Source organism: Corynebacterium sp. TUM25015, from assembly GCF_056393505.1.
The window spans coordinates 570,142-587,655 of the sequence record NZ_CM150783.1 but is presented as its reverse complement, the minus strand read 5'-3'; the positions used below and the strand labels follow the sequence as shown (position 1 = coordinate 587,655).

The 17,514-nt window shown below is 60.7% G+C and carries 9 protein-coding genes and 4 tRNA genes; 8 read left to right on the top strand and 5 right to left on the bottom strand.

Annotated elements, in window-relative coordinates; genetic code table 11:
• Positions 1-235 precede the first annotated feature (235 nt).
• Both wzt and wzm read right to left on the bottom strand, forming a co-directional pair.
• The gene (wzt, locus tag AC06DS_RS02710) at positions 236-1,024 is read right to left on the bottom strand and encodes a galactan export ABC transporter ATP-binding subunit Wzt/RfbE (protein ID WP_293792013.1); all 789 of its coding nucleotides are present in this window, start codon (positions 1,022-1,024) and stop codon (positions 236-238) included.
• Positions 1,025-1,043: 19 nt separating this feature from the next.
• Positions 1,044-1,931, bottom strand: coding sequence for a galactan export ABC transporter permease subunit Wzm/RfbD (gene wzm / locus AC06DS_RS02705; RefSeq protein ID WP_293792011.1), 888 nt, complete (start codon positions 1,929-1,931; stop codon positions 1,044-1,046).
• 196 nt (positions 1,932-2,127) lie between these two features.
• Between wzm and AC06DS_RS02700 the strand changes: the two genes are divergently transcribed.
• A complete protein-coding gene (locus AC06DS_RS02700; RefSeq protein ID WP_477100925.1) occupies positions 2,128-3,543 on the top strand; it encodes an aminotransferase class V-fold PLP-dependent enzyme in 1,416 nt (471 codons plus the stop codon).
• Between the two features lie 9 nt (positions 3,544-3,552).
• On the top strand, positions 3,553-4,428 hold the full coding sequence (locus tag AC06DS_RS02695) for an EamA family transporter (protein ID WP_477100924.1): 876 nt from the start codon (positions 3,553-3,555) through the stop codon (positions 4,426-4,428).
• A 6-nt stretch (positions 4,429-4,434) separates the two neighbouring features.
• Here the strand turns inward: AC06DS_RS02695 and AC06DS_RS02690 are convergent, their stop codons facing one another.
• Positions 4,435-5,436: an NAD(P)H-quinone oxidoreductase gene (locus tag AC06DS_RS02690; protein ID WP_477100923.1), complete on the bottom strand. Its 1,002-nt coding sequence runs from the start codon at positions 5,434-5,436 to the stop codon at positions 4,435-4,437.
• A gap of 112 nt (positions 5,437-5,548) precedes the next feature.
• Between AC06DS_RS02690 and AC06DS_RS02685 the strand changes: the two genes are divergently transcribed.
• Together AC06DS_RS02685 and AC06DS_RS02680 are read left to right on the top strand one after the other, a co-directional pair.
• Positions 5,549-5,633, top strand: a tRNA-Ser gene (locus AC06DS_RS02685).
• A 530-nt stretch (positions 5,634-6,163) separates the two neighbouring features.
• Positions 6,164-13,285 carry a YPDG domain-containing protein gene (locus AC06DS_RS02680; protein ID WP_477100922.1) on the top strand — a complete coding sequence of 2,374 codons (7,122 nt, stop codon included), beginning with the start codon at positions 6,164-6,166 and terminating at the stop codon, positions 13,283-13,285.
• A 51-nt stretch (positions 13,286-13,336) separates the two neighbouring features.
• On the opposite strand, the gene AC06DS_RS02675 is transcribed toward AC06DS_RS02680, so the two are convergent.
• Positions 13,337-14,077, bottom strand: a complete 741-nt coding sequence (locus AC06DS_RS02675) for a hypothetical protein (RefSeq protein WP_477100921.1) — start codon at positions 14,075-14,077, stop codon at positions 13,337-13,339.
• Between the two features lie 4 nt (positions 14,078-14,081).
• Positions 14,082-15,224, bottom strand: coding sequence for a histidinol-phosphate transaminase (gene hisC / locus AC06DS_RS02670; RefSeq protein WP_477100920.1), 1,143 nt, complete (start codon positions 15,222-15,224; stop codon positions 14,082-14,084).
• A 140-nt stretch (positions 15,225-15,364) separates the two neighbouring features.
• Here hisC and AC06DS_RS02665 point away from each other — a divergent pair.
• The 4 genes from AC06DS_RS02665 (at position 15,365) to AC06DS_RS02650 (ending at position 17,508) form a co-directional block, all read left to right on the top strand.
• Positions 15,365-15,449, top strand: a tRNA-Ser gene (locus AC06DS_RS02665).
• Positions 15,450-15,618: 169 nt separating this feature from the next.
• Positions 15,619-15,691: transfer RNA gene (locus AC06DS_RS02660), tRNA-Arg, on the top strand.
• A gap of 171 nt (positions 15,692-15,862) precedes the next feature.
• Positions 15,863-15,938 (top strand) — tRNA-Arg (locus tag AC06DS_RS02655).
• Between the two features lie 616 nt (positions 15,939-16,554).
• A complete protein-coding gene (locus AC06DS_RS02650) occupies positions 16,555-17,508 on the top strand; it encodes a DUF418 domain-containing protein (RefSeq protein WP_477101166.1) in 954 nt (317 codons plus the stop codon).
• Positions 17,509-17,514: the final 6 nt, after the last annotated feature.

Below are 17,514 nucleotides of genomic sequence, written 5' to 3'. Positions count from 1 at the left end.
ATCTGGGGCGGTTGGGGGTGCTGTTTGGCCTGGTTTGGTAGGCAGATTCCCGATTCAACGACATTTGGGCTGGATGAGCGGGGTACAGGTGGAGCTGGTGGGAAAGGTGGGGTGATAGGGGAGGTTAGGGTCGCACAGGGACAGTAGGGGAGGTTGGGGTTGCACAGGGACAGTAGGGGAGGCTGGGTTTGTATAGGGCAGGGGCTCCACCAGCGGAAACCTTGACCAGCGGAAACTACATCCGCCCCAAGTCCTTCAGCACCTGTCGCACATGCGCGCCAGCCTCGGGCCCCTCGTATGCCTCCACCACATCATCCACGCGGCCGACCTGCCGCACTTCTCCGTGGTCGATCCACATCGCACTGTCACACAGTTGCGCCAGGAACTCGTTGCTGTGAGAAGCGAAAACCAAGATGCCGCTCCGCTCCACCATCTCGACCAGCCGCCCGCGCGCCTTCGCCATAAACGCCGCATCCACGGCACCAATGCCCTCATCCAGCAGCAGAATCTCCGGATCGATGCTGGTCACCACACCCAAAGCCAACCGGATGCGCATACCCGTCGAGTATGTACGCAGCGGCATTTCCAGGTACTCGCCCAGCTCGCTGAACTCAGCAATCTCGTCCATCTTCCGCCGCATCGCCCGCCGCGTCTGCCCCAGAAAAAGCCCGCGGATCATGATGTTCTCGTACCCGGAAATCTCCGGATCCATGCCCACGCCCAGGTCAAACACCGGCGCCACGCGCCCGCGCACCACAGCCGACCCGCGCGTCGGCTCATAAATCCCACTCAGTAGCCGCAGCAGCGTGGACTTGCCGGCGCCGTTGTGCCCGACCAGGCCAATCCGGTCACCATCTTGCAGGTGCAAATTGACGCCCTTAAGCGCCTCCACCATCACCGTATTCGACGAGTTCCTGCCGATCGCGCCGCCCGCAGCCCCCAGGAACGTCTGCTTCATGGAGCGGGTCTTTGCATCGAAGATGGGGAAGTCGACGCACGCGTCGTATGTATCAATCGAAACCATGGCTTCCTTCTTCAACTCCTTAAACCCAGTAGCTCACGCGGAAGCGCCAGCGGCGCATCACCAGTAGCGCCAGCGACAGTCCGGCCACTGTCAGTACCAGCACGATTCCCCAGTGGTACGCAGGCACAGGCTCGCCAATCATTGGCCCGCGGACGATCTCCAGGTAGTGGTACAGCGGGTTAATCTCTGCAATGCGAGCTCGCTCGGCCACTGCCCCGCCTTGTTCGCGCAGGGTTTTGGTCGTCCAGACGATGGGCGTCATATAAAAGGCCAGCTGAACCAGCGAATCCAGCAACGGGGCGACGTCGCGGAAGCGCGTGGCGATAATGCCGAAGAACATGGTCACCCAGATGCCGTTGGCGATCATCAGCGCCATGGCGGGCACCACTAGCAGCACTTCCCACCCCAGCGAGGGACGGAACACGGCCAGCAGCACCAGCCAGATCACCAGGTTGTGCAGGAGGAAGAGGAATTGCCTCCACACCAGGCGATACACGTGTACCGACAGGGCCGACGGCAGCTGTTTAATCAGCCCCTCGTTGGCGATAAACACCTCGGAGCCGTCCTTAATGCAGCCTGCGATGAAGCCCCACAGGATCAGGCCTACGGCCACGTGTGGCAGGAAGCTGGCGAGGTCCTGCTGGAATAGCAGGCTGTACAGCAGGCCGAGGGCCAGGGCCATCACGCCGGTGGCAATGGTGATCCATAGCGGACCGAGGGTACTGCGGCGGTAGCGTTGCTTGATGTCCTGCCAGCCGAGCGCGAGCCATAGTTCGCGTTGCGCCAGGCCGCGCTTGAGGTCGTCCCAGGCGGCGGCGAAGGTTTGGGAGTTGCTAGCGGGGATGTCGCCGTCTGCCGCGGCGGTGATCCTTTGTAGATCCGCGGCCTCTGGCATTTTCTGTGGCATGAGTTCCTGCTTTTAAGTTGCTGTTGCTTTAAGGCACCTTATTTTACTTTGTGACGCCAACACCTCCTATTCCCGGCGCGTCCCGCTAACGTGTTGGCGGTCACGGTCGCTGACGGTGTTGCCTGTCCGGCGGGCAGGCTAGTATCGGTTGGGCAGAAGTGAAGTCCGAAGCAGTCTAGGAAGATAAGGAGTTCCAGTGTTCGATGTGCCACGGGTGCGGGGGTTGTATGCATCGTTATCGGATGGCTGGACGTACCTCAATGCGCAGGATTTTCCGCAGGTGCCGGAGCGGGTGTCCTCGGCGGTAGCGCGCAGCTTTAGGGTGGCTTCTTTGTTGGAGCCGCTGGAATCCGCGACGGGTTCACACTCTCGGGCGCAGCGTCCGGGCCGGCGTATCGGGGAGTCTTTCGGGGATTCCGCGCGGATTGCCATTGCGGATCTGACGGGCGCGCGCCCGGAGAATGTGGTGCTGGGGGCTTCCCGTGCAGCGCTGTTGGATAATCTGGCACACGCACTGTACCGGCGGTTGCGCCTGGGGCAGGAGGTTGTGCTGTCTCGTATTGATGATCCCGCGAATGTGGCCCCGTGGAAGACTGCGGCGGATCTTTATGGCGCGCGGGTGCGCTGGGCGGAGCCGGATCTTTCCAGCGGTGTGCTGCCCGCCTGGCAGTTTGCGAATCTGGTGGAGCACGAGACTTCGGTGGTCGCGGTTTCCGCTGCGAACCGTTATGTCGGCGCGGTGACGGATGTGCGTGCCATTGCCGATTGTGTGCGGGCGAAGTCCCGGGCGTTGTTGGTGGTGGACGTGGATTCTTTCGCTCCTTATCGCGTGGTGGATGTGGAGCAGATGGGCGCGGATGTGTTGGCTCTGGATGTGGCCAGCTTGGGCGGGTCGAGTGTGGGCGCGCTTGTGTTTAAGGACGATGCCACCCGTCAGGCCATTTTCCGCTCTGGGCACGGTGTGGGTGTCGGTGGTGTGTCCGAGGGGCTCCTGGGTGGCGTTTCGGAGGCCGTGGATCACCTGGCTCGCCTGGATGATTCCGCTCGTGGCACTCGCCGTTCGCGGTTGAAGACGGGCCTGCCGCAGGCCGCGGAACATCTGAAGACGCTGGCTGCACACCTGGTCGAGGGCTTGCAGAGCCTCGGCACGGTGCATGTCATTGGCGTGGATGGGGATGGCGACGTGTTGGAGGAGTTCGCCTCCGTCGACCGGATCCCGCGCGTGAGTTTCCTGGTGGATGGTGTGCCCGCAGGAGTGGTGGTGCAGCGTCTATTGGCCAATGGTGTGGTTGCAGGTGTGGTCGCGCCGGGACAGTCGCAGTTGTTGGAGCGCATGGGCGTGTTCGAAGAGCACGCCCCGCAGAGCCAGCAGGCTCAGCGCACGGAGCAAGCAGCCAATGCGCGCCGCGGCCGCCACGGGCGCAATGCTGATGCGAACCCCGCCACCAGCGCTGGGAGCTCCGCCCTGCACACCGCCAACGCCACGGGGACTGCATCCACCTCGCTGGGATCCTCGCTGGATCAGGCCGGTGCAGTCGCCGTCGGGTTCGCCCCGCACAACACCATCCATGATGTGGACCAGCTGGTGCGGGTGGTGGCGTCGGTACGATAGCGTAGCCGTGTGCTTCGACTGATTACCGCGCTTACGCCAATTATCTGGGGGACGACGTATATCGTCACCACGAATCTGCTGCCACCTGGGCGGCCGCTTCTAGCCGGTGTGCTGCGTGCACTGCCGGCGGGATTGCTGCTTTTGCTGTGGTTCCGCAAGCTGCCGAAAGGGCAGTGGTGGTGGAAATCCGCGGTACTGGGCGTGGTGAATATCGGTGGCTTCTTTGCACTGCTGTTCGCCGCGGCGTATTTGCTGCCGGGCGGGGTGGCGGCGATCATCACGAATACTGCACCGCTGTGGGTCATTGCCTTAAGCCCGCCACTGCTGGGCACGCGGATTCAGCCGTATCAGGTGATCGGCGCGCTTGTCGCGGTGGTGGGTGTGGCTTGTTTGGTACTGACGCCCGCCGCCGCCCTGAATGCCGGCGGTATCCTCGCGGGGCTCGGTGCCAGTGTGTGCATGGGGCTCGGGGCGATTCTGGCGAAGAAGTGGGGCAAGCCGGATGAGGTACCGCAGCTGGCGGTCACGGGTTGGCAGCTGACTTTCGGCGGACTGTTCTTGGTTCCGTTGTTGCTGGTGGTGGAGGGGCTGCCGAGCCATCTGACCGGCCAAAACGTGGCGGGTTATGCGTATCTGACGATCTTCGGTGCCCTGATTGCGTACGGCATTTGGTTCCACGGGTTGGCGAAGTTGGACGTGGTGCAGGTGGCGATCCTGGGCGTGCTGAGCCCGGTGACGGCGACGTTCCTGGGTGTGGTTTTTGTAGGCGAACGGCTGAGCGTGGTGCAGTGGGCGGGCCTGCTGCTGGTGTTGGCGGCGTTGGTGCTGGTGCAGACGGGCGGGTGGCCCAGGAGGACTGCCCGGCAGCGGAAGTCCCGCGGCTAGTACTGGCTAGTACTGCGGCATTTCGAGCACGATCTTGCCGGTGACTTCTCCGGCGAGCAGTGCCTTGTGCGCAGCGGCGGCTTCTGCGATGGGCATGATGCGGTCGATGTGGTGGGTGATCTTCCCGCTTTCCAGCAGGGGCCATACGTTGCCCAGGGTTTCGGCGACGATGCGGGCCTTGCCTTGATTATCGCGGTAGCGCAGGCCGGTGGCGCTGATGTTGCCGCGCTTGTTGAGGAGTTTGGCGATATTCAGTTCGCCTTTGACGCCGCCTTGCATGCCGATGATGACGATGTGTCCATCCGGGGCGAGGGCTTCGATATTGCGGTCGAGGTACTTGGCGCCGATGATGTCGAGGATGACGTCAGCTCCGCCGTGGTCGGCGAGGATCTCGGCAAAGTCTTCTTCCTTATAGTTAATGGGTATATCCGCGCCGTAGCGGCGGCACACGTCTAGTTTCTCTTCGGAGCCGGCGGTGACGGCTACGGTGGCGCCGAGCGCTTTGGCTAGTTGGATGCCGAAAATGCCGATGCCTCCTCCGCCGCCGTGGAAGAGGATGGTGTCTCCCTTGTTTAGGCGGGCGGTCATCATGATGTTGGACCAGACGGTGCAGGCGACTTCCACCACGCTGGCGGCTTGGGCCAGGTTGTATCCGGCGGGGATGGGGAGCAGTTGGCCTTCGGGTACGGTGGCGAGTTCGCTGTACCCGCCGCCGGATAGTAGTGCTGCGACTTCGTCTCCGGCGTGCCAGGGGGTGCCGTCGGGCCGGGTGGCGCCGTTCGGGTCTTCGATGACGCCGGCGGCTTCGAGGCCGATGATGTCTGTGGTGCCGGCTGGCGGTGGGTAGTGGCCTTGGGCTTGTAGGGTGTCTGCTCTATTGACGCCCGCATAGTGGATGCGCACTAGTGCTTCGCCGGGTTGGGGGTCGGCGATGCGGGTGCTTTGCCAGGCCAGCGAGCTGGGGTTCGCGGGATCGGTCTGGACGATTGCGTTGGTGGTGATGCTCATGTTCCCCACCCTAACGAATGGGTTTGGGTGCAGTGGGGTGTTTTCGGGAGGGGAGGGGAATTGGGTAGGCGCGGGTGGCGTGTAAGATGCATATGCGGCTTTGAGCCGTGTTGGAAGTATGGCAGAGCGGCCGAATGCACTGGTCTTGAAAACCAGCGATGGGCAACCATCCGGGGGTTCAAATCCCCCTGCTTCCGCAGGTTTCGTCCCCCTGGTCGGTTCTTCCATGAACTGGCCCGGGGGGGCGTAGTTTTTGCGACGAAGAGGCTGGAGCCCCCGGTTTAGGCGGGAAGGGGCTGGCAACAGATCTCAGCAAAGCCTGAAGGGTAACTTAAGGGCTTGGGGGTAAGAGGGGGGATTGTGACAGAAAATATAAAGAAAGCATACATAGGTTCACGTAATAAATAGCCCTATCTTCGCGCTCATCATATTTCCGAGTGCGCAGGGAGAGTGCTGAAAGGAGCCCAAAGAGCATTGCTTTTATCCATTGCTGGAGGGGTTTATTGATAGGGCGCGAGGATCGCATGAGCTGAACCTTTATTTAATCTAAGAAATTTGCGGTCGCTTTCTGGGGGAATGGGGAATAAGGTTCTTTGAAGAGGCTTGCGCACGCATGCAATTTTCGCGTTAATGCAGATCGCGACGGGCGCGGGTCGTGGCGTGTGACCTTCCCGGTGTGGGTGGGTCGTCAAGAAACTTAGAGAAGTCTTTAGAAAGGGCTTAACTCATGGCAAACTTGCGCGGACGTACCATCCGTACTGGTTTCGGTGCGAGGGCTCTCGCATTTAAGAACCACAGCATGAAGTCCATCGCAGCCGCTGGTGCTGTGCTGGCGCTGGCAACCACCGGCACTGTGGTGGTGCAGACCCAGACTGCTCCGGCTGCTGTCGCTGAGGAGACAGCAAACAAGCCTGCAGCGCAGGCGAATCAAATCATCGATGCGGACATGATTGCCAGCGGTCGTGTTACCAAGGCCAGCAACCTGACCGACTCGTTCGGCGTGGGTAAGGGTCTGATCTCGGGCCACGTGTACCTGACCAGCCCCAACGGCAACCCGGGTGCCGCCTACGACAACGGCAACAAGAAGCTGGACGGCATCACCGTCTACGCGCAGTTCCGCGATAAGGACGGCTCCTACTCGCCGATCTTCAGTGCGAAGACCCACACCCTGCCGGACGTGGTCGGCGGTAACGGTGGCCAGGGTACCTTCGCCTTTGGTACGGGTAAGAAGGGCATCACGTGGACCGACCAGCAGGGCCGCGAGCACACCTGGTCGGCACTCTACAGCCAGAAGCACCGCATCTGGGTTGAGCCATTCACCAACGATCGCGGCAACCGCGTTGAGATGTTCCGTCAAGCCAACGGTTGGACACCAGGCTCCTTCAATCGTACTGTTGACGGCCCGATGGGCTCCTTTACCTCAGCTGGCGGCAACATGCAGCTGATGGCTGCGTTCCTGCGTGAGGTTCCGCCGAACCACGAGAAAAGCTACATGGCAGCCAAGGGCGACAAGCTGGTTGAGGACCCGAAGGGTCCAATCAGCTCAGCAGCCACCCAGCTGGGCGAATCCAATGTTCTTTCCGGCCAGGTGTGGCTCGAAACCGGTGGCAGCCCGGACTGGGGCTTCCCAGCAACCGGCCCGAAGCGTGACTCTGTTACCCAGGACCCAGCTGCCGATGGCTACACCGTCTACGCATCGACCCTGACCAAGGACGGCGCTGCAGCCAACAAGGCTTTGCAGGAGAAGTTCAAGAACGACCCGGACAAGCTGGCCGAAGAAACCAAGAAAATGCTCGAGGCCCACCCCGAGTACATCCTCAAGACGGTCTACGGCAAGACCGACAAAGAAGGCAACTACTCCCTGCGCTTCGGTGGATACACGGATAAGAATCAGACCCGTGAGGACTTCCTCAACCCCGACCACGTGTTCGTGTGGGTTGAGAACAAGGACGGTGTCGTCCAGACCGGCTACACCGGCTTCCACACCCCGATCTTCCAGCGTTTCGATGCTGGCGGTAACTTCAAGCCGGCAGATGCAGTACCGGCTGAAAACCAAGCAGTCACCTCGCGAATTGAGGATTTAGGAAAGCCACGCTACGGCAAGCCGGTGAACTCGATTTACAACGTTCGCCACGCGCTCATGCCGTACACTCCGGTGTCGATCACGGCTGACTACAACGCAACCGACAAGCCCGCTAAGCCGGGCACCAAGGTGACCCCGGAGTTCAGCGGTGAGCTATCGGCTCTGCCGTCGAAGATCGAGTGGCGCGATAAGAACGGCACGGTTGTCAAGACTTGCGAGCTGGACCAGTCCAAGGCTGCGAAGGCACAGGTCGCGGCGTGCACCTTCGATATCCCAGCCAACGCCCAGAAGGGCGATGTTTACAACGTTGTTGTTGTCTCGGGCGGAAACGATGTCGCCGCATGGTCTGTCCTGGTGACCGATAAGAAGGCTCCGAACCAGAACGCGGACTTCGATCCGAAGTACGAGGACAAGCTGGTTGTTCCTGGTAAGGAGACGAAGTCTTCCCCGACGTTCAAGGACAAGGACGGTAAGGACGCCAAGGCTCCTGAGGGTTCGAAGTTCAAGATCACTGACGGCTTCACTGCTCCTGAGGGCTACACCGTCAAGATCGATGAGTCCACCGGTGAGATCACCGTGACTGCGGATCCGGAGAAGCTGAACAAGGACACCAAGGAAGAGTTCGATGTTCCGGTTACGGTGACCTACCCGGATGAGTCCACCGATGAGGTGAAGGCGAACTTCAAGCTGGATACTGATGGTGACGGTACGCCTGACACCACCGACGAGGATGACGATAACGACAGCATCCCGGATGAGGTAGAGAAGGACAAGGGTTCGAACCCGAAGGATAAGGGCTCGATTCCGGCAACTCCGATCGAGCCGGGTAAACCTACCAATGCCGCAACCTTCGAGCCTGGCTACGAGGATGGTTCGGGTAAGCCGGGTAGCGATGTCAAGATCGATGCTCCGAAGTTCAAGGACAAGGACGGTAAGGACACCAAGGCTCCTGAGGGCACGAAGTTCACCCCGGGTGACAACGCACCTGAGGGTGTGACCATCGATGAGAACACCGGTGAGATCACCGTGAAGGTTCCGGAGGATGCGAAGCCTGGTGACAAGATCACTGTTCCGGTTGTTGTGACCTACCCGGATGGCACCAAGGACACCGTTGACGTCACCGTCACGGTGACCGACAAGGACAACGGCGTCTACGCGCCGGCCTACGAGGACAAGCTGGTTGTTCCTGGTAAGGAGACGAAGTCTTCCCCGACGTTCAAGGACAAGGACGGTAAGGACGCCAAGGCTCCTGAGGGTTCGAAGTTCAAGATCACTGACGGCTTCACTGCTCCTGAGGGCTACACCGTCAAGATCGATGAGTCCACCGGTGAGATCACCGTGACTGCGGATCCGGAGAAGCTGAACAAGGACACCAAGGAAGAGTTCGATGTTCCGGTTACGGTGACCTACCCGGATGAGTCCACCGATGAGGTGAAGGCGAACTTCAAGCTGGATACTGATGGTGACGGTACGCCTGACACCACCGACGAGGATGACGATAACGACAGCATCCCGGATGAGGTAGAGAAGGACAAGGGTTCGAACCCGAAGGATAAGGGCTCGATTCCGGCAACTCCGATCGAGCCGGGTAAACCTACCAATGCCGCAACCTTCGAGCCTGGCTACGAGGATGGTTCGGGTAAGCCGGGTAGCGATGTCAAGATCGATGCTCCGAAGTTCAAGGACAAGGACGGTAAGGACACCAAGGCTCCTGAGGGCACGAAGTTCACCCCGGGTGACAACGCACCTGAGGGTGTGACCATCGATGAGAACACCGGTGAGATCACCGTGAAGGTTCCGGAGGATGCGAAGCCTGGTGACAAGATCACTGTTCCGGTTGTTGTGACCTACCCGGATGGCACCAAGGACACCGTTGACGTCACCGTCACGGTGACCGACAAGGACAACGGCGTCTACGCGCCGGCCTACGAGGACAAGCTGGTTGTTCCTGGTAAGGAGACGAAGTCTTCCCCGACGTTCAAGGACAAGGACGGTAAGGACGCCAAGGCTCCTGAGGGTTCGAAGTTCAAGATCACTGACGGCTTCACTGCTCCTGAGGGCTACACCGTCAAGATCGATGAGTCCACCGGTGAGATCACCGTGACTGCGGATCCGGAGAAGCTGAACAAGGACACCAAGGAAGAGTTCGATGTTCCGGTTACGGTGACCTACCCGGATGAGTCCACCGATGAGGTGAAGGCGAACTTCAAGCTGGATACTGATGGTGACGGTACGCCTGACACCACCGACGAGGATGACGATAACGACAGCATCCCGGATGAGGTAGAGAAGGACAAGGGTTCGAACCCGAAGGATAAGGGCTCGATTCCGGCAACTCCGATCGAGCCGGGTAAACCTACCAATGCCGCAACCTTCGAGCCTGGCTACGAGGATGGTTCGGGTAAGCCGGGTAGCGATGTCAAGATCGATGCTCCGAAGTTCAAGGACAAGGACGGTAAGGACACCAAGGCTCCTGAGGGCACGAAGTTCACCCCGGGTGACAACGCACCTGAGGGTGTGACCATCGATGAGAACACCGGTGAGATCACCGTGAAGGTTCCGGAGGATGCGAAGCCTGGTGACAAGATCACTGTTCCGGTTGTTGTGACCTACCCGGATGGCACCAAGGACACCGTTGACGTCACCGTCACGGTGACCGACAAGGACAACGGCGTCTACGCGCCGGCCTACGAGGACAAGCTGGTTGTTCCTGGTAAGGAGACGAAGTCTTCCCCGACGTTCAAGGACAAGGACGGTAAGGACGCCAAGGCTCCTGAGGGTTCGAAGTTCAAGATCACTGACGGCTTCACTGCTCCTGAGGGCTACACCGTCAAGATCGATGAGTCCACCGGTGAGATCACCGTGACTGCGGATCCGGAGAAGCTGAACAAGGACACCAAGGAAGAGTTCGATGTTCCGGTTACGGTGACCTACCCGGATGAGTCCACCGATGAGGTGAAGGCGAACTTCAAGCTGGATACTGATGGTGACGGTACGCCTGACACCACCGACGAGGATGACGATAACGACAGCATCCCGGATGAGGTAGAGAAGGACAAGGGTTCGAACCCGAAGGATAAGGGCTCGATTCCGGCAACTCCGATCGAGCCGGGTAACCCCACCAATGCCGCAACCTTCGAGCCTGGCTACGAGGATGGTTCGGGTAAGCCGGGTAGCGATGTCAAGATTGATGCTCCGACGTTCAAGGATAAGGACGGTAAGGACACCCAGGCTCCTGAGGGCACGAAGTTCACCCCGGGTGACAACGCTCCTGAGGGTGTGACCATCGATGAGAACACCGGTGAGATCACCGTTAAGGTTCCGGAGGATGCGAAGCCGGGTGACAAGATCACTGTTCCGGTTGTTGTGACCTACCCGGATGGCACCAAGGACACCGTTGACGTCACCGTCACGGTTGAGCAGCCGGATGCTCCGGCTGAGAAGCCTGACTGGAAGGATGATTCCGGTAAGCCTGGCGACAAGGTTGAGATCCCGAACAACGGTGGCGATGTTCCGGCAGGCACCACGGTTGAGACCGAGGGTCCGGGTAAGGCTGAGATCGATGAGAACGGCAAGCTGATTGTCGACATTGATAAGGACGCTAAGCCGGGTGACAAGATCACCGTCGTTGTCAAGGACAAGGACGGCAATGAGATCGACCGCGTAGTCGTTGAGGTTGAGCAGCCGGATGCTCCGGCTGAGAAGCCTGACTGGAAGGATGATTCCGGTAAGCCTGGCGACAAGGTTGAGATCCCGAACAACGGTGGCGATGTTCCGGCAGGCACCACGGTTGAGACCGATGGTCCGGGTAAGGCTGAGATCGATGAGAACGGCAAGCTGGTTGTCGACATTGATAAGGACGCTAAGCCGGGTGACAAGATCACCGTCGTTGTCAAGGACAAGGACGGCAATGAGATCGACCGCGTAGTCGTTGAGGTTGAGCAGCCGGATGCTCCGGCTGAGAAGCCTGACTGGAAGGATGATTCCGGTAAGCCTGGCGACAAGGTTGAGATCCCGAACAACGGTGGCGATGTTCCGGCAGGCACCACGGTTGAGACCGAGGGTCCGGGTAAGGCTGAGATCGATGAGAACGGCAAGCTGGTTGTCGACATTGATAAGGACGCTAAGCCGGGTGACAAGATCACCGTCGTTGTCAAGGACAAGGACGGCAATGAGATCGACCGCGTAGTCGTTGAGGTTGAGCAGCCGGATGCTCCGGCTGAGAAGCCTGACTGGAAGGATGATTCCGGTAAGCCTGGCGACAAGGTTGAGATCCCGAACAACGGTGGCGATGTTCCGGCAGGCACCACGGTTGAGACCGATGGTCCGGGTAAGGCTGAGATCGATGAGAACGGCAAGCTGATTGTCGACATTGATAAGGACGCTAAGCCGGGTGACAAGATCACCGTCGTTGTCAAGGACAAGGACGGCAATGAGATCGACCGCGTAGTCGTTGAGGTTGAGCAGCCGGATGCTCCGGCTGAGAAGCCTGACTGGAAGGATGATTCCGGTAAGCCTGGCGACAAGGTTGAGATCCCGAACAACGGTGGCGATGTTCCGGCAGGCACCACGGTTGAGACCGAGGGTCCGGGTAAGGCTGAGATCGATGAGAACGGCAAGCTGGTTGTCGACATCGATAAGGACGCTAAGCCGGGTGACAAGATCACCGTCGTTGTCAAGGACAAGGACGGCAATGAGATCGACCGCGTAGTCGTTGAGGTTGAGCAGCCGGATGCTCCGGCTGAGAAGCCTGACTGGAAGGATGATTCCGGTAAGCCTGGCGACAAGGTTGAGATCCCGAACAACGGTGGCGATGTTCCGGCAGACACCACGGTTGAGACCGATGGTCCGGGTAAGGCTGAGATCGATGAGAACGGCAAGCTGGTTGTCGACATTGATAAGGACGCTAAGCCGGGTGACAAGATCACCGTCATTGTCAAGGACAAGGACGGCAATGAGATCGACCGCGTAGTCGTTGAGGTTGAGCAGCCGGATGCTCCGGCTGAGAAGCCTGACTGGAAGGATGATTCCGGTAAGCCTGGCGACAAGGTTGAGATCCCGAACAACGGTGGCGATGTTCCGGCAGGCACCACGGTTGAGACCGATGGTCCGGGTAAGGCTGAGATCGATGAGAACGGCAAGCTGATTGTCGACATTGATAAGGACGCTAAGCCGGGTGACAAGATCACCGTCATTGTCAAGGACAAGGACGGCAAGGTAATCGACGAGGTCACCGTCACGGTCACCGACAAGGATGACCAGGGTGGCAACCAGCCGGGTGGCCCGTCCGGTTCTCTGAACGATCCGAACAAGATCGGCGCCATCATTGGTGGCACGATTGTTGGCTCCGGCCTGATTGGTGCTCTGCTGGGTAACCACGGTGATGGTGCTGGCTCCTCTGCTCCGGGCAAGCCGGGTGAGGCTAAGCCGGGCAAGCCGGGTGCTGAGAAGCCGGGTAAGCCGGGCAAGGGTGCCGATAAGGGTGCTAAGCCGGGTAAGGCTGGCGACCAGGGTGCCGATAAGGGTGCTAAGCCGGGTAAGGCTGGCGACCAGGGTGCCGGTAAGGGCGCTGACAACGGTGCCGCTGGCAACCAGAGTGCTGGCAAGGGCAGCACTGGTGCTACTTCCCAGAGCACCGAGGCTGGTTCCCGTGGTGGCAGCCTGGCTGTGACCGGTGTATCCGGCCTGGCCATCACGCTAGGTGCGTCTGTGATCGCCCTGGCTCTGGGTGGTGCCCTGATGGCACTGCGCCGCCGCCAGAGCTAACCCCACAGAGTTAGCCCCCCAAAGCTAGCCCGCCCGGGCTAGCTACCCCGCCTAGCTGGCGCGGAAAACCTCCGCAACCAGCGGCAACTCCTCGAGCCCCGCTCCCGGTGTACGCACCAGGAGCGGGGCTCCTGGCATTCCAGAATCAAACCCCACCCACTTCAACCTCCGCGCATCCACCGCCCGGCGCCCCACCCTAAACCACCACAAAGCGTGCCCCACCAACGCCCACGAATCATCCCTAAAACGCACCACAAACACTCGATCCCCCAACTCCGCGCGCCGCAGCCCCTCCAGCGCCACCTCATTGTGCTCCGGAGCTACCGAAAACTCGGCAGCCGTCAGTCGCTCCACCACGCCTAAACGGTGCGCAAACCCCTCCGCATCCTCCACCACCAAAGGAGCCCCCGCCCGGCACGCCCGCACCGCCCGAAATCGCCACACCACCGGCTGAACCCCCGCTCGCCGGCCACGCACTACCACCCACCCCAGTGGCTCCCCTGGCTCCACGGAAAGCGTCACCACTGGCCCCGGATCGGCCGTCTCCACCACCACAGTGCGCGGCGCAGCTGAAGCCGAGGGGGCGTCACCACCAGGCGCAAAAGAATAAGGATGGCGGCGCAACAGCTCATCGCACGCCTCCACCAGCTCCGCATCAGTGGCGTTGAAACCCACCCCCACCGACTCCAACTGCGCCCACAATTGCGCAAACGGCACCGAAGGCTGAGCCTCCCACGCCGCGCGCAGACGTTCCACCACGGCGGGGATGCGCGTCGGATCCTCCGGATGCACGGCGCTAGTCAGCCTGCGGGGAGGTCTGCGGGCCAGCCGACTCAGCGCCCGCCCCAACCAACCCAGCGGCAGGCAACGCACGATCCAACGCGCGGAGCAGCACATCCGTCTCCTCCGCCGTCGTCACCGTCACGCGCACGCCCTCACCGGCGAAACACCGCGCCACCACGCCCTCGCGCTTCAGCGCCTCATCCAGCGCCTCGGCGCGCTCGCCTGCGTTCAACCACACAAAGTTCGTCTGCGACGGGTACGTCAGCGGCTCGCCATCTGCACCCGCACCGCCGGAAGCCGAATCCTCAGCGACCCCCGCCAGGTATGCCTCCACCCGCTCACGCTCCACGACCGTCGCACCCACACGCGCAGCCAGCTCGGCTTGCGCGTCCACACTTGCGACCCCCGCCGCCTGCGCCAACGCATTCACACCGAAAGGAATCCCCACCTTATTCACGGCCTCCACCAGCCCCTCCGAGCCGATCAGATAGCCCAGCCGTAGACCCGCCAGCCCATACGCCTTCGAGAACGTCCGGCACACCGCCAAGTTCGGGTAGCGCTGCAGCTCCTCCAGCGCCACCGGCGACTCCGCATCCCGGTTGTACTCCACATACGCCTCATCCAGCACCACCGTCACATCCTCCGGCACACGCGCCATGAACTCGCGGAACTCCTCGCGCCCCACCGTCGTGCCCGTCGGATTGTTCGGGTTGCACACAAACACCAAGCGCGTGCGCTCGCCGATCGCTTCACTCATTGCCTCTAGGTCATGACGCCCCCTCTTCAGCGGCACACCCACTCCCACCGCACCAGCGATCTTGCACAGGATCGGGTATGCCTCGAACGAGCGCCAGGCGTACACCACCTCATCGCCATCCTGACAAGTAGCCTGCACCAGCTGCTGGCACAAGGCGGAACTGCCGTTACCTACGGCGACATTGTCGAGGTCCACGCCCAACCACTGCGCCAACTTCTCCCGCAAAGCGCCCGAAGCCATATCGGGATAGCGGTTGAGGTGCGAGGTGGCGTCATTAATAACAGCACTCACAGAAGGCAACGGAGCCAGCGAAGACTCGTTAGAGGCCAACTTCAGTGCGCCCGGGATCGAAGCACCAGGGACGTAGGCGGGCAAGGATGAAAGGTCGGGGCGAATCATACCTATACAGTGTAATAGGCGGTAACGGGCGCAGTGGGCAGGGTAATGCGCGGGGATTTTGGGAGGGAGCGGGTGGTTGTGTAGGCTAAATGCGGTCGAGATTGTGGATACCTGAATCGGTATGCCGTGATACGACATCCGGAGGCGTGCCAGAGCGGCCGAATGGGGCTCCCTGCTAAGGAGTTGTCCCTTAGGGGACCGCAGGTTCAAATCCTGTCGCCTCCGCAACTTCGACAGAGTGCGTTACGCGCATGAGCTGCCCATAAAGCTGCCCGGTTACTTGTGGTGAGGTTCCGGGGCTAACAGCTGCGGACAGTGTTGTGGGGCGTGTGGTGCGCCTGTGGTGGTCCGCTGGGATTGTGCCGGCGTGTACGCACTTTGTCGAAGTTTCCAAGCGCCCGTAGCTCAACGGATAGAGCATCTGACTACGGATCAGAAGGTTGGGGGTTCGAATCCCTCCGGGCGCACGATTTCCTCGGTGCCGTCGGCTACTGAGTATGCGACATTCCTGCTGGTGAGGTGGGGATTTGTTGTTTTGTGCCCGTGGTGTGTAGAGTAAATCTTCGTTGCAAGGGCAACCTTGCAGCACAAACGTGATACTGGAAGCGGTAGTAGATATCGGCTCTGGTATTAGCAATGCGCCCGTAGCTCAACGGATAGAGCATCTGACTACGGATCAGAAGGTTGGGGGTTCGAATCCCTCCGGGCGCACCATTTCCCCCGTAGCTAGCGTTAATCCGCTGGCTGCGGGGTTTTTGCGTTGCTGGGTGCGGTGGCTCCGGGGTGTGGTGTGGGGGCTGTGCAGGGGCCCCAGGGTGGGTGCTGTGCGGTGGCTCCGGAGGGCGGTGTGACGGCCGGCGTGGGGCCAGTGTGGCTGGTGGGGTGGGGATGTCCAAAATTCCATATCTTAGAATATAACTATCCTGTTTGCGCAGGTCAGAGGCTTGCAGTTTTAGGCTTCGTACTTGCTACTTTTGATAACTCGTAGATTTTGGACATTGGGCCTCGTAAGGCGTGGAAAGCGGCACGGTTTCAGGCAGGTCGGGGCTAGGTTGGCGGAAACTTAGAAGGAACTAACAGGGGGCTCACAAAGACGGGGCAGTGGGGCTCAAGGATTGGAGATTAAAAAAGACAATCGTTCCGCTTTAGCGGGTCGGCGTGCGAACCCTGCGTGCCGACTGCCGCAGTGCGGTTTGTTTGAGAATTTGAGAACTAAAAAGGAGATAGCTGGGTGGTTAGCACACCTACCTCTAAGAGCGCCGCGCGGGAGCCCGGGAAGCGGCAGCGCATTCTCGGGCTAGACATTGCCCGCGGAGTCGCGATCATCGGAATGATCTACCTGCACCTTGGGCATCCGCTGTGGCAGGCGAAGGTGGTGCTCTCCGGACTCCCGGCAGCACTATTCGCCGTTATCGCGGGCGTGACCATGATGCTTATTTGGAACAACGCCAAGCGCAGGGCCACTGTTGCCTCTGCCGCCTCTACTGCCACCGTCGCCTCTGCTGCTACCACGTTGCAGACGGTAGCGAAGCTTGCTGCACGTGGAGCAATCATCACGCTCATCGGCCTGGCGCTGCTGCCGGTTGGTGGTGAAATCCAGGTGGTACTCGTCGTGCTGGGCATTACGATGCTCGCCACCGCCTGGATTCCTCCACTGCCCACAGCTGCGAAAGTTGCCCTACTGCTGCTTGCTACAGCCGCCGCAACGTGGCGCTACGCCCCGCTGGAACTGCCACTTCCATACCCTCACTTCGCGTGGGTCGCATACATCATCGCCGGGATGGTCCTCTTCGACGTGTACGTGGGGAAGGACGGCACTGGGGCTGGTGGCGTCATAAAGAAGGCAACGACTACCGCGTGCCTCATCATCGCAGGCATCGGCATTTACCTGCGCTTCCAGACGGACCTACCCGGCTGGGCGCGCACCACCGGCCACACGGGCGTGCTCGGCGAGATCGTGCTATCCGTTGCCGTCGCCGCTATCGTGCTGCATCTCTGCCTGGTCATTGGCCAGCGTATGCGGGCAACGAATCCGCTGGTCGCGCTAGGTTCCATGGCGCTGACGGTGTACATCCTGCACGTGCTATCGGCCTTCTGGTGGCAGACACACGTGGCGCTGCATTCGGACCTGTGGGCGGCGGCGTTTATCGCGGTGTTCCTGGTGTTCGCATGGCTGTGGAAGAAGCTCGCCGACGGCCCGGCGAATACGTTGTTTGCAGGACAAGGGCCGGCAGAGCGCTGCGTCGCGCAGACTGTCCGAGTGATTTCGGGGGAACGAGCATGAGCCGTG

What these genes read in the sequence shown, in the direction of transcription:
- wzt (WP_293792013.1), bottom strand. Translation starts at nt 1,024, where the DNA reads ATGGTTTCGATTGATACATACGACGCGTGCGTCGACTTCCCCATCTTC.
- wzm (WP_293792011.1), bottom strand. Translation starts at nt 1,931, where the DNA reads ATGCCACAGAAAATGCCAGAGGCCGCGGATCTACAAAGGATCACCGCC.
- AC06DS_RS02690 (WP_477100923.1), bottom strand. Translation starts at nt 5,436, where the DNA reads ATGAGCATCACCACCAACGCAATCGTCCAGACCGATCCCGCGAACCCC.
- AC06DS_RS02680 (WP_477100922.1), top strand. Translation starts at nt 6,164, where the DNA reads ATGGCAAACTTGCGCGGACGTACCATCCGTACTGGTTTCGGTGCGAGG.
- hisC (WP_477100920.1), bottom strand. Translation starts at nt 15,224, where the DNA reads ATGATTCGCCCCGACCTTTCATCCTTGCCCGCCTACGTCCCTGGTGCT.
- AC06DS_RS02650 (WP_477101166.1), top strand. Translation starts at nt 16,555, where the DNA reads ATGATCTACCTGCACCTTGGGCATCCGCTGTGGCAGGCGAAGGTGGTG.